We start from the raw sequence: 21,708 nt of genomic DNA on the forward strand, positions 1-21,708 counted from the left end.
GCGGCCTCGGAATATGCGCGGGCGTGGCGATTTTCGTCCTCGGCCCGGGGGAGTCCGTGGCGTGGTTCGGCCAGTTGCTGCACGTGGGCGCCGTCGCGACGATGATCATTTCGGTGGCGTCCGCTGTGTTGCTTGGGTTGCCGGAGTCCCACGCGTACTTCGGGCAGGGGAGCCGACCTAAACCCGCTGCCGCGCCGGCCTTTCCGAATCCAGCCGGTTTTTCCGCGCCGCCGACCCCGTATCAACCTCCGGCGCCGACGCAACCGTCGGCCGGTTCCGCACCACCGCCACGGATGCCCGCGAATGACTCTGACTACGACCCGTTTTCATGACGGCTAGCTGGCCTGGCCCCAACTGGCCGAACCCCTTCGACCCGGGCGCACCGCCGCCCCCGCCGCCGGGCCAACCGCCCGCGCGCCCGCCTTCCGACGACGTGAACCCGCTTGCGACGCTGTCAGTCGTGTTTGCGTTTCTGCTGGCCCCGGTGGGAGTGGTGTTGGGGCACTTCGCCCTTGCCGATATCCGTCGCCGCGGCGACCGCGGCCGCAATCGTGCCCTGGTTGGACTGACGCTGTCGTATGCCTTCACCGTGATCGCCGTGGTGGCGCTGGTGCTGTGGGCGACCCTGGGCAACAACCGCGCCGGCCAGTCAACGGCGCACTCCGGGGGAACGACCGCCGGGGGTGCGGCGAAACCGAGTGCCCCTGCGTCCGCACCGCCGGAACCTTCGGTGACGGCCGAAGGCCTGCAGTCGCTGGTGCTCACCGGGGAAGATGTCGCCGGCCTCATCAAGGCGCCGGGCATGTACGTCAACAAAACATGGACTCAGACGCATGAACTGCAGCCCGGCGACAGCTTTGATCCCCCGCAGTGCACCGAAGCGGTGTTCAACGGCTTGACGGCGTCCTATCGCGACAGCGGTTACCGTGCCATCTACGGTGTCGACCTGGGTCAGCACACCAACGGCTTCCCGCATGGGGTTTCCGAGTTCGTCGCGACGTTCGACAACGCCGCGGCCGCAAAGAGTTTCGTCACCAGCGCCGTCAATCAGGTCAACAGCTGCGCCGGCAAGCAATTGACGTACTCGCACGGCGGCGTGTCGGGTATCTACAGCGTCGGAACACCGGTGCAAACCGGTCCGGTGACATCGGTGCGCAGCACCCTGGGGACCGTGCAGGACAACGGACGGACCACCGACGTGGGGAGTCAGCACACCAGCGCGCTGCGGGCCCTGGCGGCCAAGGCCAACGTCGTGGTCGACGTCGATGTCATCGGACGCGATCTCGGCGACGACGCCACCACCGTCGTGCAGGGCATCCTGGGCCGAATCCCGAGTTGAGCCGGGTGCCAAGAAGATTGACGGATTTACAGGAGCTGTACGTCTGCGGGTGACCAGAACGCGCGCATCGACGTGATCTTGGCGTCCCCGTCGAACGACATCGTCGAGATGGGCGAGATGCGGGTGCGGCTGTCCCCGGCGTCGAGGGTCAGGTGCCAGAAGAAGGCGGCTTCACTGCCCGAGATCCGCAACTCGGCGAGTTCGGTGTCTTTCTTCGCGTCTTGGAATCCCGCATAGAAGGCGCGGATGGCGTCATGCCCGCGCCGGATGTCGGATCCGATCGGATCCTCGATGGTGGCGTCGGCGGCGTAGAGGGTCACGATGTCCTCGGCGGTACCGGTGGCGACCAGGGCGAGGTAGCGATTGACGGTCTCGGTGACGGCTTCTGGGGACGGCATAGCTTCGGACGCTACTCCCCGCCGTCCCCACCGTACGAGTTGCGGTATTCACGGCAATACTGGCGGCGTGACGTTTATCGAACGCCTCGCGAGCCGCGAGATCTACCGGAACCCGTGGATGGTGCTGCGCGAGGACGACATCCGCCGCCCCGACGGCAGTGAGGGCATCTACAGCGTCGTCGACAAGCCGGCCTATGCGCTGGTGATGCCCTACGACGGGCACCGTTTCCGATTGGTCGAGCAGTTTCGTTATCCCCTCGGCGAGCGACGCTGGGAGTTTCCGCAAGGCACCGCTCCCGATCTGGTCGACCCCGAACCGGCCGAGTTGGCCGAGCGTGAGTTGCGGGAGGAAACCGGATTGCGCGCAACGTCGTTCGAGGCACTCGGCCAGCTCGACGTCGCTCCGGGAATGACCAGTCAACGCGGTTGGGTGTTTTTGGCCACGGGCATCGCCGAGGGAGAAGCCGACCGCGAGCACGAGGAGCAGGACATGCGCAGTGCGTGGTTCTCGCGTGAGGAGGTCGAGCAGATGATTCGCGGGGGAGTCATCGCCGACGCGCAGTCGGTGGCCGCCTACGGACTGTTCCTGTTGCGCCGGCGATGAATCCCGCGAGAACACCGCGATTGTGTCCGCGCCGAGATCGCGCCGCGTCATCGGACGCCCACCATTGACGTAATGCGGCCGACGTCTCGGGTAGTTGCGGTGCTCGCTGCCGTCTCCACGTTGGTCGTCGGTGCACCCGCCACGTGTGCGAATGCGATGTCGCCCTCGTGGAACGGCAAATACTCGTTGGTCAGGTATGCCGCCAGCAAGTCCGGCACCAGCATCGCCGCGACACAAGCCGAACCGACCTTCCGCGCGGACTACGTCTTCACCACCGCGTGCTCGTCGGGCAAGTGCGTGGCCACCGCCACCAACGGCCCGACGCCCAAGAACCCGACGCTGCCCCAGCCTTCGCACTACGCCTGGGACGGCGCGAAGTGGGTCGAGCGATTCGACTTCCAATGGGATTGCTATATGGGCGAAGGCGTTACGAAGGTGTGGACACCGGCACGGTCGTGGGCCTTTTACACACCGCAGCCGGACGGGTCACTGCGTGGCACCTGGCACACCGACATCAGCAGCGGTCCCTGCGCCGGGTCCGTCGAAATGCCGGTGGCGGCGTTCGCCGCCGGGCCGGCATGACGGAGACGCCGTCAAGACGACGCCTCAGGATCAATCAGGGGCAGTAGTTCGATTCCGCGGCGCTCACGATGGCCGTGGCGTCTGCGTAGTTGAAGGAACTGCTCAGCCCGGAATGCACATCGCTGGCCAGGTCGTCAGGAGTTTTGCCCGCGGCGCGGTCCGAGCAGATGGCATGGCCGAGCGAAATCAGCGTGCCTTCCCCACCTGGCTGCCAGACAACGCCGATCTTCTTCAATTGGCCGAGGTACCCGTCGTCGTCAGCGACGGCAATTCCGCTACCTACCGTTAACGCGGCAGCAACGACAGCCGGAATACATAACATGCGTAGCCCGCAAACAGCCTTCACGCGCGGCTCCATTTCTCTTCAATGGTGATGACTGCTCATTATGCGGTCTGCGGTGCGGCACTGCGCGGCGAATAGCAAAAGCTGGCAAGCGAGCATTAAGCAACTGTGTCCGCTGTCAGCAATCGAGGATTCTTTCCATGGCTATCGCTTTGGCCTGCGGTGGCGGGCAGGACGGATACGGGGAACCGCCGGAGCCCGCCCGTGGCGGGTGCTATAGCCGATGCCCGATCCTGTTGCCGCGCAATGGTGTAACGGATCAGTCCGGCGGCGTAGGGGTCATGGAGGCGATGTAATAGGTTTCGTGCCCGGTCGGGTAGCCACCACCGCCGGTGGCGATGTGAACGTGGTCGTAGTGGTCCGCGGTTTCCGAACCGAGGTCCGCCATCCAGTTGCCCCCGCCGACGCCCGGGTAGATCTTCTGGCGCCAGATCACGTGGTTGATGCCCCATCGTTTCGTGTTGGCCAAGGCATACCCGGCGATCTGGTTGCCGAGCTCAATGCCTTCCGGGGTGTGGAAGTTCGGGATCATCACGTCGATCGCCAACCCGTTGGGGTGCCACGGCAACGGGTCCTCGCGGTACCCGTAGATGGTTGTGATCTGGGGGAAGAGCACGCTGATGACCCGGGCCGCCCAGATGGTCTTGACCTGCAACCGTTCCTCGGACGCGACGCCGCGAGGCAACGCGAGCTGGAATGGCTGGCCGGCAGAAGGGGCGGGCGGTGCCAGGGCCGTCAACGATTCCACCTCGGCCGGACTGGCGGTGCGCGGAGCGTTTGCGGGCGGCGGAGCCGCTGCGGCGCTGGTGGCGGGGGTGCGGGTCGCCGCGGGCGTCTCGACGCAGCACCGTGCCTTGGTGCCCTGGGCGTGGATCATGGCAGCGGAGACGACGAGCGATGCCGCGATCGCCAGCCACCGGCCCCGGCCATTGGCCAACACTTTCACGCCCACGACCAGCAGCTTAATGTCGTCTGTGGCGCGTGGGGCGCTTTTCAATTGCTTGTTCAGCTCGGGCGGGCGGACCACAATGAGGCCATGCCCGGGCCATCGTTTGATGATGCGAATGCTTTTCACCGCACGATGCGTCGCTTCGCGTCCACGACCGTGGGTGTGGCGCTTCTTCGCCCGACGGCGCACCACCTCGACCGCCTCGTTGCCAAGGCCACCGGAGGTAGGAGCAGCTTCGCCATGGTCGCGACCGGCATCCCGGTGGTCATGCTCACCACCACGGGCGCCAAATCCGGTGAATCCCGCACCGTCGCCGTGTACGGGATCCCGCACCCGGACGGCGTGGCCCTCATTGCGTCCAACTTCGGCGGTACCAAGCATCCGGCCTGGTACCACAACCTGAAGGCCAACCCGAAAGCGACGGTCACCATCGGCCGCGATACCTGGGATGCCACCGCGCGGCTCGCGACGCCACGCGAGCGCGACGAGATCTGGGCCAAGGGCCTTGAGCTGTATCCCGGCTGGCGCAAGTACGAAGTTCGGGCGAAAGACCGGCACATCGAGGCGTTCGTGCTGGCACGCAGCTGAGGTGACCGGCACCGTTTCAGCTGGTCAAACGGTGCCCCCGGCAGGATTCGAACCTGCGGCCTTCTGCTCCGGAGGCAGACGCTCTATCCCCTGAGCTACGGGGGCGCACCGACATACCTGTTGCGCCATGGGGCTTTCGAACAAGCACGGACAGACTAACGCATTGCGGTGGCCGCGCTGCCACCGCAATGGATTCGAGGCGGGGGCACCACAGCCAATAGGATGAACGTTCGTGACCCCCGCTGACCTCGCTGAGCTGCTCAAAACCACCGCCGCGGCGGTGCTGGCCGAGCGCGGGCTGGATGCTGGCGCGATGCCGCAGACGGTCACCGTGGAGCGTCCCCGCAATCCCGAGCACGGCGACTACGCCAGCAATCTGGCACTGCAGCTGGGCAAAAAGGTCGGCGCCAACCCCCGCGAGCTGGCCGGATGGCTTGCCGAGGCGCTGTCGCAGGCCGACGGCGTCGCCTCGGCGGAGGTGGCCGGTCCCGGCTTCATCAACTTGCGCCTCGAGGCATCCGCGCAAGCCGTCGTCGTCACCAACGTCATCGACGCGGGCGAGCGCTTCGGTCACTCCGAGGCGCTGGCCGGCCACAACATCAACCTGGAATTCGTGTCGGCCAACCCGACCGGACCGATCCACATCGGCGGGACCCGCTGGGCCGCCGTCGGCGACGCCCTGGGCCGGCTGCTGTCCACGCAGGGCGCCGACGTGGTGCGCGAATACTATTTCAACGACCACGGCACCCAGATCGACCGGTTCGCCAGCTCGCTCATCGCCGCGGCCAAGGGCGAACCCACCCCGGAAGACGGCTACGCCGGCAACTACATCAACGACATCGCCGCCCAGGTGTTGCAGAAGGCGCCCGACGCGCTGAGCCTGCCCGACAGCGAAATGCGCGAGACCTTCCGCGAAATCGGTGTCGACCTGATGTTCACCCACATCAAAGAGTCGTTGCACGAGTTCGGCACCGACTTCGACGTCTACACCCACGAAGACTCGATGCACACCAGCGGTCGGGTCGACGAAGCCATCGCCAGGCTGCGCGAAACCGGCAACATCTACGAGAAGGACGGCGCAACCTGGTTGCGCACCAGCGCCTTCGGCGACGACAAGGACCGCGTCGTCATCAAAAGCGACGGCAAGCCGGCCTACATCGCCGGTGATATCGCCTATTACCTGGACAAGCGCCAGCGCGGCTTCGACCTGTGCATCTACATGCTGGGAGCCGACCACCACGGATATATGCCCCGGCTCAAGGCCGTGGCAGCGGCATTCGGCGATGATCCGGCCACCGTCGAGGTGCTCATCGGGCAGATGGTCAACCTGGTCCGCGACGGCGCACCGGTCCGGATGAGCAAGCGGGCCGGAACGGTGATCACGCTGGACGACCTCGTCGAGTCGATCGGCGTCGATGCCGCCCGCTACAGCCTGATTCGTTCCTCGGTGGACACCGCCATCGATATCGACCTCGCACTGTGGTCGTCGGCGTCGAGTGAAAACCCGGTCTATTACGTGCAATACGCGCATGCTCGGCTCTCGGCGCTGGCCCGCAACGCCGCCGAACTCGGCCTGATCCCCGACACCACGCACCTCGAGCTGCTCAGCCACGACAAGGAAGGGACGCTGCTGCGCACCATCGGCGAATTCCCGCGGGTGCTCAAAACGGCGGCGACTCTGCGCGAACCCCACCGGGTATGCCGGTACCTCGAAGACCTGGCCGGCGACTACCACCGGTTCTACGACTCATGCCGGGTCTTGCCGCAGGGCGATGAGCAACCGACCGATCTGCACACCGCGCGCCTGGCGCTGTGCCAGGCGACCCGTCAGGTCATCGCCAACGGACTGGCGATCCTCGGTGTCACCGCTCCGGAGCGAATGTGAACGTTCATCCCGCCGGTCCTCGGCACGCCGAAGAGACCCGCCATGCCGAAAGTCCGCTGCGGCCGCAATCCCCCGAGGAGCTGCTGCTGCTGGCGCCGAATGTATGGCCCCGCAACGTTGCCCGCGACGAAGCCGGAGTCGCCAGCATCGCGGGCGTCACGGTGACCGACCTCGCCCAGGAGTACGGCACCCCGCTGTTCGTCGTCGACGAGGACGACTTTCGTTACCGCTGCCGCGAAATCGCGTCGGCCTTCGGTGGCGGCGAAAACGTGCACTATGCGGCCAAGGCGTTCCTGTGCAGCGAGATAGCGCGCTGGATCGACGAAGAAGGTCTGTCGCTCGACGCGTGCACCGGCGGTGAGTTGGCCGTCGCGCTGCACGCCCATTTCCCACCGGAGCGGATCACCTTCCACGGCAACAACAAATCCGTCGCCGAACTGACTGCGGCGGTCAAAGCCGGTGTCGGCCATGTCGTATTGGACTCGATGATCGAGATCGACCGCCTCGACGCCATCGCGGGGGAGGCGGGCATCGTCCAGGACGTCTTCGTCCGTCTCACGGTCGGTGTCGAGGCGCACACCCATGAGTTCATCTCCACCGCACACGAGGACCAGAAGTTCGGGCTGTCGTTGGCCAGCGGTGCGGCCTTGGACGCCGTCGGCAGGGTATTCCAAACGCAGCATCTGCGTCTGGTGGGTCTGCACAGCCATATCGGTTCGCAGATCTTCGACGTCGCCGGCTTCGAACTCGCCGCGCGCCGGGTCATCGGTCTACTACACGAGGCCGTCGAGCGGTTCGGTGTCGACAAGACCGCACAGATCTCCACCGTGGATCTCGGTGGCGGGCTCGGCATTTCCTACCTCGCCGCCGACGATCCACCGCCGATGGGCGAGCTGGCCGCCAAGCTGAGCGCGATCGTGCAGAACGAGTCGGCGGCCGTTGGGCTGCCGACCCCGCGGCTGGTGGTCGAGCCGGGACGCGCCATCGCAGGACCGGGCACCATCACGCTCTACGAGGTGGGCACCGTCAAGGATGTCGACGTGAGCGCCACCGCGCATCGGCGTTACGTGAGCGTCGACGGCGGCATGAGTGACAACATCCGCACCGCGCTCTACGACGCGCAGTACGACGCCCGGCTGGTCTCGCGGCTCAGCGACGCCCCGGCGGAGCTGGCCCGTGTCGTCGGGAAGCATTGCGAGAGCGGCGATATCGTGGTACGCGACACCTGGGTTCCTGGGGACCTGCGGCCCGGTGACTTGATCGGGGTGGCCGCCACCGGTGCCTACTGTTATTCCTTGTCGAGTCGTTACAACATGATCTGCCGGCCCGCCGTTGTTGCGGTGCGCGACGGGCGCGCGCGTCTGGTTCTGCGTCGTGAGACGGTCGACGATCTATTGAGTCTGGAAGTGAGGTGAACTGTGCCCCGTGACGAAAAGCCGGTCGGTGTAGCGGTACTCGGGTTGGGCAACGTCGGCAGCGAAGTCGTCCGAATCATCGAGGGCAGCGCTGATGACCTCGCCGCTCGTATCGGCGCACCCCTGGTGTTGCGCGGCGTCGGAGTGCGTCGCGTCGCCGACGACCGTGGTGTCCCCGTCGATCTGCTCACCGATGACATCGAGGAACTCGCCGGGCGTGACGACGTCGACATCGTCGTGGAACTGATGGGACCGGTGGAACCGGCCCGCAAGGCCATCCTGTGCGCCCTCGAGCACGGTAAATCCGTAGTCACGGCGAACAAGGCACTATTGGCCACCTCCACGGGCGAGTTGGCCCAGGCCGCCGAAAGTGCGCATGTCGACTTGTATTTCGAGGCGGCCGTCGCGGGCGCCATTCCGGTGATCCGTCCGCTGACGCAGTCGCTGGCCGGCGACACGGTGTTGCGGGTCGCCGGGATCGTCAACGGCACCACCAACTACATCTTGTCCGCGATGGACAGCACCGGCGCCGACTACGACAGCGCGCTGGCCGAAGCCAGCGCGCTGGGCTACGCCGAGGCCGACCCCACCGCCGACGTCGAGGGCTACGACGCCGCAGCCAAGGCAGCGATTCTGGCCTCCATTGCCTTTCACACCAGGGTGACTGCCGACGACGTCTATCGCGAAGGCATCACCAAAGTCACCCCGGCCGACTTCGAGTCGGCCCGTGCCCTGGGTTGCACCATCAAGCTGCTGTCCATCTGCGAGCGCATCACGACCGACGATGGCCAAGAGCGGGTTTCGGCGCGCGTCTATCCGGCGCTCGTGCCGTTGTCACACCCGCTGGCGACGGTGAACGGCGCCTTCAACGCGGTGGTGGTCGAGGCCAAGGCCTCCGGACGGCTGATGTTCTACGGTCAGGGCGCGGGCGGCGCTCCCACCGCGTCCGCCGTGGCCGGTGACATGGTGATGGCCGCGCGCAACAGGGTGCTGGGCAGCCGCGGGCCGAAGGAATCAAAGTACGCCCAGCTTCCAGTGGCCCCAATGGGTTTCATCTCCACGCGCTATTACGTCAGCATGAACGTCGCCGACAAGCCCGGCGTACTGTCCTCAGTGGCCGCCGAATTCGCCAAGCGCGAGGTGAGCATCGCCGAGGTCCGTCAGGAAGGCGTCGCGGACGAGGGCGGACGACGGGTGGGCGCCCGCATCGTCGTGGTCACCCACACCGCGACGGATGCCGCGCTGTCCGAAACCGTAGATGCGCTGGCCGATCTGGATGTCGTCCAGAGCGTCACCAGCGTGCTGCGACTGGAAGGGACCGCCCTATGAGCGCTCCGCGCACCGCCGTCCACAAGCCGTGGCCCGGTCTCATCGAGGCATATCGGGATCGGTTACCGGTGGGCGACAACTGGACCCCGGTCACCCTGCTCGAGGGTGGCACCCCGCTGATCGCGGCGGGCCGGATCTCGGAAAAGACCGGCTGCAGCGTGTATCTCAAGGTCGAAGGCCTCAATCCCACCGGCTCGTTCAAAGACCGGGGCATGACGATGGCGGTCACCGACGCGTTGGCGCGCGGCCAGCAGGCGGTGTTGTGCGCGTCGACCGGAAACACCTCGGCGTCGGCGGCGGCATATGCGGCGCGTGCCGGTATCACCTGCGCGGTGCTGATACCGCAGGGCAAGATCGCAATGGGCAAGCTGGCGCAGGCGGTTATGCACGGCGCCAAGATCATCCAGATCGACGGCAACTTCGACGATTGCCTGGAGTTGGCCCGCAAGATGGCCGCCGACTTTCCGACCATCGCGTTGGTCAACTCGGTCAACCCGGTGCGCATCGAGGGCCAGAAGACGGCGGCGTTCGAGATCGTCGACGCGCTGGGTGCCGCGCCCGATGTGCACGCCCTGCCGGTCGGCAACGCGGGAAACATCACCGCGTACTGGAAGGGATACACCGAGTATCACCACGAGGGGCTGATCGAGAAGTTGCCGCGCATGCTGGGCACCCAGGCGGCGGGTGCGGCCCCGCTGGTGCACGGCGCGCCGGTCAAGAACCCGGAGACGATCGCCACCGCGATCCGCATCGGAGCGCCGGCGTCGTGGACGGCAGCCGTTGACGCGCAGCAGCAATCGAATGGCCGCTTCCTGGCCGCGACCGACGAAGAGATCCTGGCCGCCTATCACCTGGTCGCCGAGTCCGAAGGAGTCTTCGTCGAACCCGCCTCTGCGGCCAGCATCGCCGGACTGCTCAAGGCCGTTGACGACGGTTGGGTGGCCCGCGGGTCGACGGTTGTGTGCACGGTCACCGGCAATGGCCTCAAGGACCCCGACACCGCCCTGCGGGATATGCCGACCGTGACCCCCCTGCCGGTGGACCCGGTCCTCGTGGTGGAAAAGCTGGGGCTGGCCTAGTGGCGGGTCGGCACGTTTTGGGATCAGTGGCGATCGCGAAGGGCTGTTGATGACCCCGACGCTGCCCGCCGGGCTGGTGGCCAGCGCCGTGGTATCGGCGTCCAGCGCCAACCTTGGCCCCGGCTTTGACAGCCTCGGTCTGGCGTTGAGCCTTTACGACGAAATCATTGTCGAGACAACCGATTCCGGCTTGGTTGTGGTCGTCGAGGGTGAGGGAGCGGGCCAGCTGCCGGTGGGCCCCGAACACTTGGTGGTGCGTGCCTTGGAGTGCGGGCTGCGGGCCATCGGGGTCCGCGCACCGGGGCTGGTGGTGCGTTGCCGCAACGCCATCCCGCATTCACGCGGCCTCGGCTCCTCCGCGGCGGCGGTGGTGGGCGGCCTGGCGGCCGCGAACGGCCTTGTCGCACAGACGGATTGGAAGCCGCTCAGCGAGCCACAACTCATACAGCTGTCCTCGGAGTTCGAGGGTCATCCCGACAACGCGGCGGCCGCCGTGTTGGGCGGTGCGGTGGTTTCGTGGGTCGACAGCAGTGGTGATCGCCCGCAGTACGCCGCCGTGCCCCTGCGGCTACATCCCGATATCCGCCTGTACTCCGCGATACCCGAGGAGCGCTCGCTCACCGCGGAGACCCGCGTGCTGCTGCCCGCACAGGTCAGCCACGAGGATGCGCGCTTCAACGTCAGCCGCACCGCGTTGCTGGTGGTGGCGCTCACCGAACGCCCGGACCTGCTCATGGAGGCCACCGAAGACGTGCTGCACCAGTCCCAGCGCGCACCGGCCATGCCGGCCTCAGCGGAATATTTGCGACTGCTGCGGCGTCATAACGTTGCGACGACGCTTTCCGGGGCCGGACCTTCGCTGATAGCACTGTCCACGGCGTCGGAGTTGCCCTCAGAAGTGCTGAACTACGGGGCCACACACGGATTCACCATCACCGAAATGACCGCTGGCGAACCAGTTCGCTGGAGCCCAGGAGTCACCGCCGTCGGTTGATCCACAGCGTGGCCGGAGGGTTTGCTTGCTTCCGGCAAGGATGGGGGCTATCCTCGGAGCCGTCCAGCAATTGCAGCATCTGCATCTGCATCCATACTGCCTTGCCGCTAGGACAACACCAATTCTTCTTGTGGACGAGGTTCGCCGTTTACTCCGCCGATCCAGGCGATCACCGTTGCAGAGTCGATGATTGGGCGCACTCGGCAATTTTGCCTGAATGCAACGAACCCCCCGTATGGCCTGATCAGCGGGGGAAGAAAGGAAATCCGTGACCGATACGGACCTGTTCACGGCTGGCGAAAACACTGACGCCAATCAACTGTCGAATGCCGTGACCACAGACACTCCAGACGCGAAACGCAACGTCTCGGGAGGTGCACTGTCCACGATGGTGCTGCCCGAGTTACGCGCGCTGGCTAATCAAGTTGGCGTCAAAGGGACGTCGGGTATGCGTAAGAATGAACTGATCGCCGCGATCAAGGAAGTCCGGGGGCAGGCCAACGGCGCTCCCGCCAATGGCACGAAGTCCACTGAGGACAGCGGCAAGTCGGACAACAAAGCCGACGACAAGAACGACAACAGCGCCGAAGCACCGGCGGCACAGGATGACCAGAACGGTGTGACGACCGAGGCTCCCCGTCGCGAACGGCGCGGTGCTTCCCGCGATGGGGGTTCATCCGGCCGCGGCAACGACGACGCCGACCGCGAGGGCTCGGGCAGCCGCGAGGGCTCGGGCAGCCGTGAGGGCGCCGCCAGCGGTGAGGCCGACCGCCGCGAGAAAGCCAAACACGACAACCAGAATGACGGCCGCGGCCAAGACGGCGGCAGCGACCAGGATCAAAACTCGGGCGGCCAGCAGGGCCGCGGCGGCTCGAACCAGCAGGACGACGACGGTGAGGGCCGTCAGGGCCGGCGGGGACGCCGGTTCCGCGACCGTGACCGCCGTCGCCGGGGTGAGCGATCCGGTGAGGGTGGCGACACCGAGCTGCGTGAGGACGACGTCGTCCAGCCGGTAGCCGGCATCCTCGACGTCCTCGACAATTACGCGTTCGTGCGCACCTCCGGTTATTTGGCCGGCCCGCACGACGTCTACGTGTCGATGAACATGGTGCGCAAGAACGGCCTTCGTCGTGGTGACGCCGTGACCGGGGCGGTCCGCGTACCGAAGGAAGGCGAACAGCCCAACCAGCGGCAGAAGTTCAACCCGTTGGTGCGCCTGGACAGCATCAACGGCGGCTCGGTCGAGGACGCCAAGAAGCGTCCCGATTTTTCCAAGCTGACGCCGTTGTACCCCAACCAGCGACTCCGCCTGGAAACCACGAGCGACCGGCTGACCACGCGGGTCATCGACCTGATCATGCCGATCGGCAAGGGCCAACGCGCCCTGATCGTGTCGCCGCCCAAGGCCGGTAAGACCACGATCCTGCAGGACATCGCGAACGCGATTACCAGGAACAACCCGGAATGTCACCTCATGGTCGTGCTCGTCGATGAGCGGCCCGAAGAGGTCACCGACATGACCCGCTCGGTCAAAGGGGAGGTCATCGCCTCGACCTTCGACCGGCCGCCGACCGACCACACGGCGGTCGCCGAGCTTGCCATCGAGCGCGCCAAGCGCCTGGTTGAGCAGGGCAAGGACGTCGTCGTGCTGCTGGACTCGATCACCCGCCTCGGGCGCGCCTACAACAACGCGTCGCCGGCGTCGGGCCGGATCCTGTCCGGTGGTGTCGACTCCACCGCGCTGTACCCGCCGAAGCGGTTCTTGGGCGCCGCGCGCAACATCGAGGAAGGCGGATCGCTGACGATCATCGCCACGGCGATGGTCGAGACGGGGTCCACCGGTGACACGGTCATCTTCGAAGAGTTCAAGGGCACCGGTAACGCCGAGCTCAAGCTGGATCGCAAGATCTCCGAGCGGCGCGTCTTCCCGGCGGTCGACGTGAACCCGTCGGGTACCCGCAAGGACGAACTGCTGCTGTCGCCGGACGAGTTCGGCATCGTGCACAAGCTGCGCCGCGTGCTGTCGGGCCTGGATTCGCATCAGGCCATCGACCTGCTGATGTCGCAGCTACGCAAGACGAAGAACAACTACGAGTTCCTGGTCCAGGTCTCCAAGACGACACCCGGGGCGATGGACAACGACTAGCCTTCTCGCCTGACCCGAGCGCGGATCGGGTCATCGGGAATGTACGGGCGCAACTCGCTGTTTGGGATGATGGTGGTTGACCTGGCATAATCGGGGCTCGATTATCCGCACACCGCCTGAGGTTCGGAGTTCACGCCCGACCGTCTGAATTTGGACGGGGGCGGGCGACAAACGATCGAAGAGGACATCATGAAAGCTGACATTCATCCCGCCTATGCGGAGACCACGGTGCTCTGCGGGTGTGGTAACACCTTCCAGACGCGCAGCACCAAGGACGGCGGACGCATCGTCGTCGAGGTCTGCTCGCAGTGCCACCCCTTCTACACCGGCAAGCAGAAGATCCTCGACAGCGGCGGCCGCGTGGCCCGCTTCGAGAAGCGGTACGGCAAGCGCAGCGCCGGAACCGCCGCCGACAAATAGCTCGGTTACCGACGCCCGAACTGTGCACAGCGTCGCACAGGCCGGGCGTCGGTTTGCGTTTGCGGTAATGACAGGCGAAGCGGGGCAGGAGGTATGGCATTGACCAAGCCGGTACAGACCATTGATGTGCTGCTCGCCGAACACGCCGACCTCGAGCGCCGGCTGTCAGATCCCGAATTGCACAGCAATCCCGACGAGGCCCGCAAAGCCGGACGCCGGTTCGCTCGGCTGGCGCCGATCGTGGGCACCTACCGCAAGCTGGCGGCCGCCCGCGGCGACCTCGAAACGGCGCGAGAGCTGGCTGCCGACGACGACTCGTTCGCCGCCGAGGTGACCGATCTGGAAACCCAGGTGGCCGAGTTGGACAACCAACTCACCGACATGCTGGCCCCGCGCGACCCGCACGATGCCGACGACATCGTGCTCGAAGTCAAATCGGGTGAAGGCGGCGAGGAATCGGCCTTGTTCGCCGCGGATCTGGCCCGAATGTACATCCGCTACGCCGAGCGGCACGGCTGGACCGTCACCGTGCTGGACGAGACGACTTCGGACCTCGGCGGTTACAAGGACGCGACGCTGGCGATCGCCAGTAAGGGCGATACGGTCGACGGGGTCTGGTCGCGGATGAAATTCGAGGGCGGAGTGCACCGGGTGCAACGTGTGCCGGTGACGGAATCCCAAGGCCGCGTTCATACTTCGGCGGCCGGCGTGCTGGTGTATCCGGAACCCGAAGAAGTCGGTGAGGTGCAGATCGACGAGTCGGACCTGCGCATCGATGTGTACCGCTCTTCGGGCAAGGGCGGCCAAGGTGTCAACACCACCGACTCCGCGGTGCGTATCACGCACCTGCCCACCGGCATCGTGGTCACCTGCCAGAACGAGCGCTCACAGCTACAGAACAAAGCCCGCGCCCTGCAGGTCCTGGCCGCCCGGTTGCAGGCCTTGGCCGAGGAGCAGGCGCTGGCAGATGCCTCAGCGGACCGGGCCAGCCAGATCCGTACGGTGGACCGCAGCGAACGCATCCGCACCTATAACTTCCCGGAAAACCGGATCGCGGACCACCGCATCAATTTCAAGTCGCACAACCTCGACCAGGTCCTCGACGGCGACCTGGACGCCTTGTTCGACGCGCTGGCCGCCGCTGACAAGCAGACCCGGTTACAACAGGCATGAACGTCCTGCGGCGCGCGATCGACGATGCTGCGGCCACCCTTGCCGAAGCGGGAATCGATTCTGCGCGTTGGGATGCCGAACAGCTGGCCGCGCACCTCACGGGGACTGACCGCGGGCGCCTGGCCCTGCTCGAGTCGCCCGGCGAGGACTTTCTCGGGCGTTATCGCGACGTCGTGGCCGCCCGCTCGCAACGGGTACCCCTGCAGCATCTCCTCGGGACCGCGGCGTTCGGGCCCGTGCTGCTGCACGTCGGGCCCGGGGTTTTCATACCCCGTCCCGAGACCGAGGCCATGCTGGAATGGGCTATCGCGCAGCAACTTGCGCCGCGGCCCGTCATCGTCGACTTGTGCACCGGTTCGGGCGCCTTGGCGGTGGCGCTGGCCCACCACCGGCCCGCGGCGCGGATAGTCGCCATAGACAACTCCGATGCCGCGCTCGAGTACGCGCGCCGCAACGCGCAGGGCACTGCGATCGAGCTGCTGCGAGCCGACGTCACGGAGCTGGATTCCGGGCGGGGCTTGCTCGCCGAGCTGGACGGTCGGGTCGACCTGGTGGTGGCCAACCCACCCTATGTTCCCGATGATGCCGTGCTGGACCCCGAAGTCGCGCAACATGACCCACACCAGGCCGTCTTCGGCGGACCAGACGGATTGGCGGTGATCGCCCCTCTCGTCCGCCTCGCCGGTCGCTTGCTGCGCCCGCGCGGACTGATCGGCGTCGAGCACGATGACACCACCTCGGCGGAGACGGTCGAATTGTTCCATCGCACAGGAGCATTCGAAGACATTCAGGCCCGGCGAGACCTGACCGGCCGGCCTCGATTCGTGACAGCCCGCAGGAGGGCAGCAACCGGGGAGAACGGTGCACGTGACTGACGTCTTCGATTGTGCCAATCCCGATCAGCGCTCACTGGGAATAGCGGCCGCTGCAGCGGCGCTCAAGGGTGGCCGCCTGGTGGTCATGCCGACCGACACGGTGTACGGCATCGGCGCCGATGCGTTCAACAGCGCTGCGGTATCTGCCTTGTTGTCGGCAAAGGGCCGGGGGCGTGACATGCCGGTGGGCGTGCTGGTCGGCTCCTGGCACACCATCGAGGGACTCGTCTACACGATGCCGGACGGGGCCCGCGAGCTGATCCGCGCCTTCTGGCCGGGTGCGTTGAGCCTCGTGGTGACCCAGGCGCCGTCGTTGCAGTGGGATCTCGGCGATGCCCGCGGCACCGTGATGTTGCGCATGCCGCTGCATCCCGTTGCGATCGAACTGTTGCGCGAAGTCGGGCCCCTGGCGGTATCCAGCGCCAACATCTCTGGCCGCCCGGCCGCCGTGGACGCCAACGAAGCGCGCAGCCAGCTGGGCGATCTGGTCGACGTCTATCTGGAAGCGGGCCCGTCCGATCAGGGGGCCGCCTCCACGATCGTCGACCTGACCGGTGCCACGCCGCGGATTCTGCGCCCGGGCCCGGTGAGCGCGGAGCGGATCGCGGAAGTGCTCACCGTCGATCCGGAAAGCTTGACCGCCCAGGCCTGACTGGAGCGGTTGTCGAGGTGCCAGGTTTGTCCAGTACGGTCTCGGTGATGTCCAGCGACGTAACCAACCTTGCCGGTGGTTTGCTCGCCCTGGCTGACCGCGGCGCCGGTGTTCCGCTTCGTGAGCTGGCGCTGGTGGGGTTGACCGCAGCGATCATCACGTACTTCGCCACCGGACCGGTGCGGGTGCTGGCCACCCGGCTGGGCGCGGTCGCCTATCCGCGGGAGCGCGACGTCCACGTGACGCCGACTCCTCGGATGGGTGGGCTGGCAATGTTTTTCGGGGTCATCACGGCCGTCTTTCTGGCGTCTCAGCTTCCGGCGCTCACCCGTGGGTTCGTCTACTCCACAGGTATGCCGGCAGTCCTGGTGGCCGGCGCGGTCATCATGGGTATCGGCCTTATCGACGACCGGTGGGGCCTCGACGCGTTGACCAAGTTCGCCGGTCAAATCACTGCGGCCAGCGTCATGGTCACCATGGGTGTGGCGTGGAGCGTCCTGTACATCCCTATCGGCGGCGTGGGCACCATCGTGCTCGACCAGGCTTCGTCAATCCTGCTGACCCTGGCGCTCACTGTGTCGGTCGTCAACGCGATGAACTTCGTCGACGGGCTCGACGGCCTGGCCGCCGGGCTGGGACTGATCACCGCGTTGGCCATCTGCATGTTCTCGGTCGGCCTGCTGCGCGACCACGGCGGTGACGTCTTGTTCTACCCGCCGGCCGTGATTTCGGTCGTGCTCGCCGGGGCCTGTCTGGGCTTCCTGCCGCACAACTTCCACCGCGCCAAGATCTTCATGGGCGACTCCGGTTCGATGCTGATCGGGCTGATGCTGTCGGCCGCTTCGACGACGGCCGCTGGCCCGGTCTCGCAGAACGCCTACGGCGCACGCGACGTGTTCGTCCTGCTGTCACCGTTCCTACTGGTGGCGGCGGTCATCTTCGTACCGATGCTCGATTTGCTGTTGGCGATCGTGCGCCGGACCCGCGCGGGCCGCAGCGCGTTCAGCCCCGACAAGATGCATTTGCATCACCGGTTGCTGCAGATCGGTCACTCCCACCGCCGGGTGGTGTTGCTGATCTATCTGTGGGTAGGGATTGTCGCGTTCGGCGCCGCCAGCACAATCTTTTTCCGTCCCCGCGACACCGCGGCGGTAATGCTGGGCGCCATCGTGGTGGCCGGCATCGCGACGGCGATCCCCCTCCTGCGCCGGCGCGACGACTACTACGACGAAGGGTAGTAGTGGGGCTCGGCATGTGGTACGGTGCTGGTAGAACCCCAAAAAGCCGTGCAGGCTACCGGCCCATCGGAGGCTAATCCGACCGGGCTGGTTCAAGACCGGCCTCGGGAGATACCCCTTGGGTGATTCAACTGTGACGTGCGATACGCTCGGCGGACCACCGATCAATCGGTCGGGGGGGTTCCCGTTCCATCAATCTGGGATTGAGGTGCTGCAGTGACGACACCAGCGCAGGACGCGCCGTTGGTGTTTCCCTCTGTTGCTTTCCGCCCGGTTCGGCTCTTCGCGATCAGCATTGCCATCACCGCGGCGGCGATGCTCGCCGGCGGACTGTCCGGTCACCTGATGGTCGGAGTCTTCTTCGGCATCGGACTTCTCCTGGGTTTGCTCAATGCGGTGCTCGTGCGTCGCTCAGTTGAGTCGATTACCGCCAAGGACCACCCGCTGAAAAGGTCGATGGCGGTCAATTCGGCGTCACGGCTGGCCATCATCACCGTCTTCGGGCTGATCATCGCCTACGTCTTTCGGCCCGCCGGGCTGGGCGTCATGTTCGGATTGGCGCTTTTCCAGGTCCTATTGGTGGCGTCGACCGCGCTTCCGGTGTGGAAGAAGTTGCGCGCCGGCGATTGGGCGGAGTCCTCGGACAATGCCGAAGGCGGCGTGATCGCAGGATCGGAAGGACCGGAAGGAAGGAACACCACCGATGCCTGAGACGACGTTCCTGGCCGCGGCGATCGAGGTTGGCGAGCACACCAAAGCCAAGTGGCTCGGCCTGACCGTCAACACCGACACGATCCTGTCGACCGCGATCGCGGCGGTGATCGTGATCGGGCTGGCCTTCTTCCTGCGTGCGAAGATCACTTCCAAGGGCGTGCCCAGTGGCGTTCAGCTGTTCTGGGAGGCGATCACCGAACAGATGCGCGCACAGATCGAGAGCGCTATCGGCATGCGGATCGCCCCGTTCGTGCTGCCGTTGGCCGTCACGATCTTCGTGTTCATTCTGATCTCCAACTGGCTGTCGGTGCTTCCGCTGCAGTACACCGACAAGTCGGGACATGCCACCGAGGCGCTGAAGTCGGCGGCGGCGGACATCAATTACGTTCTGGCGCTGGCCCTTTTCGTCTTCGTCTGTTATCACGTAGCTGGCATCTGGCGCCGCGGCATAATCGGGCATCCGCTCGCGGTGGTCAAGGGTCACGTGGCGTTCTTGGCGCCGATCAACCTGGTCGAAGAGCTCGCGAAGCCGATCTCGTTGTCTCTCCGACTTTTCGGCAATATCTTCGCCGGCGGCATCCTGGTCGCGCTGATCGCGCTGTTCCCGCCGTACATCATGTGGGCACCCAACGCGATCTGGAAGGCCTTCGACCTGTTCGTCGGCGCGATCCAGGCCTTCATCTTCTCGATCCTGACCATCTTGTACTTCAGTCAGGCCATGGAGATCGAGGATCACCATGATTGAGACCGCCATGAATTGTTTTGTGCCACGCATCATTACAGAGGCCTGGTAGACCTCTACCAGATAGCCCCGAATATAGGAGGAAAAGAATGGCAGCCCTGGACCCCCAAATCGCTGCCGCCGCTCTCATCGGCGGTGGCCTGATCATGGGTGGCGGCGCGATCGGCGCCGGCATCGGTGACGGTATCGCCGGTAACGCGTTGGTTTCCGGTATCGCCCGCCAACCCGAGGCGCAAGGCCGGTTGTTCACGCCGTTCTTCATCACGGTCGGTCTGGTCGAGGCGGCCTACTTCATCAACCTGGCGTTCATGGCGCTGTTCGTCTTCGCTACCCCGGTCAAGTAATTCGCTGCAATGCGCGACGCGAACTTGAGCATTCTGGCATCCAGCCAGGCGGTGGCCGAGGGAGGCAACAACTTCCTCGTCCCCAACGGCACCTTCTTCTTCGTGCTGGCCATCTTCCTGATCGTGCTGGCCGTCATCGGCACATTCGTTGTGCCGCCGGTCATGAAAGTGTTGCGCGAGCGCGACGCCATGGTCGCCAAGACGGCCGCCGACAACAAGAAGGCGGCGGAGCAATTCGAAGCGGCCAAAGCCGACTACGAAGAAGCCCTTACCGAAGCGCGGGTTCAGGCGTCGTCTTTACGCGACAACGCCCGCGCCGAAGGCCGTAAGGTGGTGGAAGACGCGCGCGCCCGGGCCGAACAACAGGTGATGTCGACGTTGCAAATGGCATCCGAGCAATTGAAGCGGGAGAGGGACGCCGTGGAACTGGATCTGCGTGCCAACGTGGCTTCGATGTCGGCGACACTCGCCAGCCGGATCCTCGGCGTCGAGGTCGCACCGGCCACCGCCACCGCGAGCGCATCCGCAGCAGGAAAGTCCGGACGGTAATTACGTATGTCGACTTTCATCGGGCAGCTGGTCGGATTCGCGGCCATCGTGTTTCTGGTCGTGCGGTATGTCGTGCCCCCGGTGCGCCGTCTGATGACCGCTCGGCAAGACACCGTGCGCCAACAGTTGAAAGATGCTGCAACGGCGAGCGATCGGTTGACCGAGTCGACCACGGCACATAGCAAGGCCGTCGAATCCGCCAAGTCCGAGGGTGAACGGATCGTCGAGGAGGCCCAGACCGACTCTGGCCGCATCGTCGAACAGTTACGTGCCCAGGCTGATGTCGAGTCCGAACGCATCGGCACACAGGGCAGGCGGCAGGTCGATCTCCTGCGTACCCAGCTGAGCCGGCAGCTCCGTTTGGAACTGGGCCACGAAGCGGTGCGCCAGGCCGGCGAGTTGGTACGGAACTACGTCGCGGACGCGGCAGAGCAGTCAGCCACCGTCGACCGGTTCCTCGAGGAGCTCGACGAAATGGCGCCCGCGTCGGCCGACGTCCAGTATCCCTTGATGACCAAGATGCGCTCGTCGAGTCGCGTCGCACTGGGCAATCTGTCGGACAAGTTCAGCACCATAGCTAAAGACCTTGACAACAAGGGGCTTTCGAATCTCTCCAGTGAACTGGTAGAGGTGGCCCAGATGCTGGACCGCGAGATCGTTGTGACGCGGTATCTCACCGTCCCCGCCGAGGATGGGGCCCCCAGGGCCCGGTTGATCGAGCGACTGGTCTCCGGGAAGGTCGGCGACGCCACACTCGACGTGCTGCGCTCGGCCGTATCGGAGCGTTGGTCGGCCAACTCCGACCTCATCGACGCCATCGAACACGTGTCCCGGCAGGCGTTGCTCGAAGTCGCAGAACGTGAGGACAAAGTCGACGAGGTCGAAGAACAGCTGTTCCGGTTCTCCCGCATCCTCGACGCGCAACCGCGACTTTCCATCCTGCTGGGCGACTACGCCGTTCCGGTCGAAGGCCGAGTTGCGTTGTTGCGCAAGGTGCTTGACAGCGCAAGCGGCAAAGTCAACCCCATTGTGGCTGCGCTGCTGACCCAGACGGTCGAACTGCTCAGAGGCCAGCCGGCCGAGGAGGCTGTTCAGTTCTTGACAGAAGTCGCCGTGGCGCGCCGCGGCGAGATCGTCGCCCAGGTCAGTGCGGCGGCCGAACTCAGCGATGGCCAGCGATCTCGTCTCATCGACGTGCTCGGCCGCATCTACGGTCACACGGTGGCGGTGCAGCTGCAGATCGATGCCGAATTACTGGGTGGCCTACTCATCTCCGTGGCCGATGAAGTGATCGACGGAACACTCGCTTCTCGCCTTGCCGCGGCCGAGGCTCAATTGCCCGATTGACCA

Annotated in this window: 22 protein-coding genes, 1 tRNA gene and 2 pseudogenes; 21 read left to right on the forward strand and 4 right to left on the reverse strand. The window is 65.6% G+C overall.

Annotated features, from left to right (window positions below; translation table 11 throughout):
• Together A5782_RS26695 and A5782_RS05430 are read left to right on the forward strand one after the other, a co-directional pair.
• Window positions 1–332 (forward strand): annotated as a pseudogene (locus A5782_RS26695) (hypothetical protein); the annotation flags it as partial.
• Window positions 329–1,339 carry a sensor domain-containing protein gene (locus A5782_RS05430; RefSeq protein WP_082942790.1) on the forward strand — a complete coding sequence of 337 codons (1,011 nt, stop codon included), beginning with the start codon at window positions 329–331 and terminating at the stop codon, window positions 1,337–1,339. The pseudogene A5782_RS26695 and the gene A5782_RS05430, both read left to right, overlap by 4 nt.
• A gap of 26 nt (window positions 1,340–1,365) precedes the next feature.
• On the opposite strand, the gene A5782_RS05435 is transcribed toward A5782_RS05430, so the two are convergent.
• Window positions 1,366–1,737, reverse strand: coding sequence for a nuclear transport factor 2 family protein (locus A5782_RS05435; RefSeq protein WP_067096240.1), 372 nt, complete (start codon window positions 1,735–1,737; stop codon window positions 1,366–1,368).
• 118 nt (window positions 1,738–1,855) lie between these two features.
• Here A5782_RS05435 and A5782_RS05440 point away from each other — a divergent pair, with 118 nt between their 5' ends.
• Window positions 1,856–2,341, forward strand: a complete 486-nt coding sequence (locus A5782_RS05440) for an NUDIX domain-containing protein (protein WP_231986610.1) — start codon at window positions 1,856–1,858, stop codon at window positions 2,339–2,341.
• Between the two features lie 72 nt (window positions 2,342–2,413).
• On the forward strand, window positions 2,414–2,923 hold the full coding sequence (locus tag A5782_RS05445) for a hypothetical protein (RefSeq protein WP_067096246.1): 510 nt from the start codon (window positions 2,414–2,416) through the stop codon (window positions 2,921–2,923).
• A 34-nt stretch (window positions 2,924–2,957) separates the two neighbouring features.
• Here the strand turns inward: A5782_RS05445 and A5782_RS05450 are convergent, their stop codons facing one another.
• Window positions 2,958–3,245, reverse strand: a complete 288-nt coding sequence (locus A5782_RS05450) for a DUF732 domain-containing protein (protein WP_067096952.1) — start codon at window positions 3,243–3,245, stop codon at window positions 2,958–2,960.
• 280 nt (window positions 3,246–3,525) lie between these two features.
• Entirely contained in the window at window positions 3,526–4,218 is a 693-nt protein-coding gene (locus tag A5782_RS05455) for a glycoside hydrolase (RefSeq protein WP_067096955.1), read from the reverse strand.
• Between the two features lie 84 nt (window positions 4,219–4,302).
• Between A5782_RS05455 and A5782_RS05460 the strand changes: the two genes are divergently transcribed.
• On the forward strand, window positions 4,303–4,803 hold the full coding sequence (locus A5782_RS05460) for a nitroreductase family deazaflavin-dependent oxidoreductase (RefSeq protein WP_067096249.1): 501 nt from the start codon (window positions 4,303–4,305) through the stop codon (window positions 4,801–4,803).
• A gap of 32 nt (window positions 4,804–4,835) precedes the next feature.
• On the opposite strand, the gene A5782_RS05465 is transcribed toward A5782_RS05460, so the two are convergent.
• Window positions 4,836–4,908: transfer RNA gene (locus tag A5782_RS05465), tRNA-Arg, on the reverse strand.
• Between the two features lie 127 nt (window positions 4,909–5,035).
• Between A5782_RS05465 and argS the strand changes: the two genes are divergently transcribed.
• The 16 genes and pseudogenes from argS to A5782_RS05545 all read left to right on the forward strand — a co-directional run bounded on the left by argS (window position 5,036) and on the right by A5782_RS05545 (window position 21,705).
• Entirely contained in the window at window positions 5,036–6,688 is a 1,653-nt protein-coding gene (gene argS / locus A5782_RS05470; protein ID WP_067096251.1) for an arginine--tRNA ligase, read from the forward strand.
• 56 nt (window positions 6,689–6,744) lie between these two features.
• Complete coding sequence (gene lysA, locus A5782_RS05475; protein WP_197694132.1) at window positions 6,745–8,103, forward strand: diaminopimelate decarboxylase; 1,359 nt, start codon at window positions 6,745–6,747, stop codon at window positions 8,101–8,103.
• A 3-nt stretch (window positions 8,104–8,106) separates the two neighbouring features.
• A complete protein-coding gene (locus A5782_RS05480) occupies window positions 8,107–9,432 on the forward strand; it encodes a homoserine dehydrogenase (protein WP_067096257.1) in 1,326 nt (441 codons plus the stop codon).
• Window positions 9,429–10,511: a threonine synthase gene (thrC, locus tag A5782_RS05485; RefSeq protein ID WP_067096261.1), complete on the forward strand. Its 1,083-nt coding sequence runs from the start codon at window positions 9,429–9,431 to the stop codon at window positions 10,509–10,511. Before A5782_RS05480 ends, thrC begins: the two co-directional genes overlap by 4 nt.
• Window positions 10,512–10,560: 49 nt before the next feature.
• Window positions 10,561–11,505, forward strand: coding sequence for a homoserine kinase (gene thrB, locus A5782_RS05490; protein ID WP_067096264.1), 945 nt, complete (start codon window positions 10,561–10,563; stop codon window positions 11,503–11,505).
• A 268-nt stretch (window positions 11,506–11,773) separates the two neighbouring features.
• The gene (gene rho / locus A5782_RS05495) at window positions 11,774–13,651 is read left to right on the forward strand and encodes a transcription termination factor Rho (protein ID WP_067096267.1); all 1,878 of its coding nucleotides are present in this window, start codon (window positions 11,774–11,776) and stop codon (window positions 13,649–13,651) included.
• A gap of 189 nt (window positions 13,652–13,840) precedes the next feature.
• Entirely contained in the window at window positions 13,841–14,071 is a 231-nt protein-coding gene (rpmE, locus tag A5782_RS05500) for a 50S ribosomal protein L31 (protein ID WP_067096270.1), read from the forward strand.
• Between the two features lie 99 nt (window positions 14,072–14,170).
• Window positions 14,171–15,244: a peptide chain release factor 1 gene (gene prfA, locus A5782_RS05505; RefSeq protein ID WP_067096958.1), complete on the forward strand. Its 1,074-nt coding sequence runs from the start codon at window positions 14,171–14,173 to the stop codon at window positions 15,242–15,244.
• Entirely contained in the window at window positions 15,241–16,119 is an 879-nt protein-coding gene (gene prmC / locus A5782_RS05510) for a peptide chain release factor N(5)-glutamine methyltransferase (RefSeq protein ID WP_067096273.1), read from the forward strand. Before prfA ends, prmC begins: the two co-directional genes overlap by 4 nt.
• Window positions 16,112–16,771, forward strand: coding sequence for an L-threonylcarbamoyladenylate synthase (locus A5782_RS05515; RefSeq protein WP_067096961.1), 660 nt, complete (start codon window positions 16,112–16,114; stop codon window positions 16,769–16,771). The genes prmC and A5782_RS05515 overlap by 8 nt, the downstream gene beginning before the upstream one ends.
• Window positions 16,772–16,799: 28 nt before the next feature.
• Window positions 16,800–18,009, forward strand: a pseudogene (locus A5782_RS05520) (glycosyltransferase family 4 protein); the annotation flags it as partial.
• Window positions 18,010–18,225: 216 nt separating this feature from the next.
• Entirely contained in the window at window positions 18,226–18,720 is a 495-nt protein-coding gene (locus tag A5782_RS05525) for an ATP synthase subunit I (RefSeq protein WP_067096279.1), read from the forward strand.
• On the forward strand, window positions 18,713–19,468 hold the full coding sequence (atpB, locus tag A5782_RS05530) for a F0F1 ATP synthase subunit A (protein ID WP_067096282.1): 756 nt from the start codon (window positions 18,713–18,715) through the stop codon (window positions 19,466–19,468). Before A5782_RS05525 ends, atpB begins: the two co-directional genes overlap by 8 nt.
• A 95-nt stretch (window positions 19,469–19,563) precedes the next feature.
• Window positions 19,564–19,809 carry a F0F1 ATP synthase subunit C gene (locus tag A5782_RS05535; RefSeq protein WP_065052998.1) on the forward strand — a complete coding sequence of 82 codons (246 nt, stop codon included), beginning with the start codon at window positions 19,564–19,566 and terminating at the stop codon, window positions 19,807–19,809.
• A gap of 9 nt (window positions 19,810–19,818) precedes the next feature.
• Window positions 19,819–20,358, forward strand: a complete 540-nt coding sequence (locus A5782_RS05540) for a F0F1 ATP synthase subunit B (RefSeq protein WP_067096286.1) — start codon at window positions 19,819–19,821, stop codon at window positions 20,356–20,358.
• A gap of 6 nt (window positions 20,359–20,364) precedes the next feature.
• Window positions 20,365–21,705 (forward strand): F0F1 ATP synthase subunit B/delta, encoded by a 1,341-nt coding sequence (locus A5782_RS05545; RefSeq protein ID WP_067096288.1) that lies wholly within the window; start codon window positions 20,365–20,367, stop codon window positions 21,703–21,705.
• The last annotated feature ends 3 nt before the right edge of the window (window positions 21,706–21,708 follow it).

The sequence above is a fragment of the Mycobacterium sp. 852002-40037_SCH5390672 genome, assembly GCF_001665875.1.
GTDB lineage: Bacteria > Actinomycetota > Actinomycetes > Mycobacteriales > Mycobacteriaceae > Mycobacterium.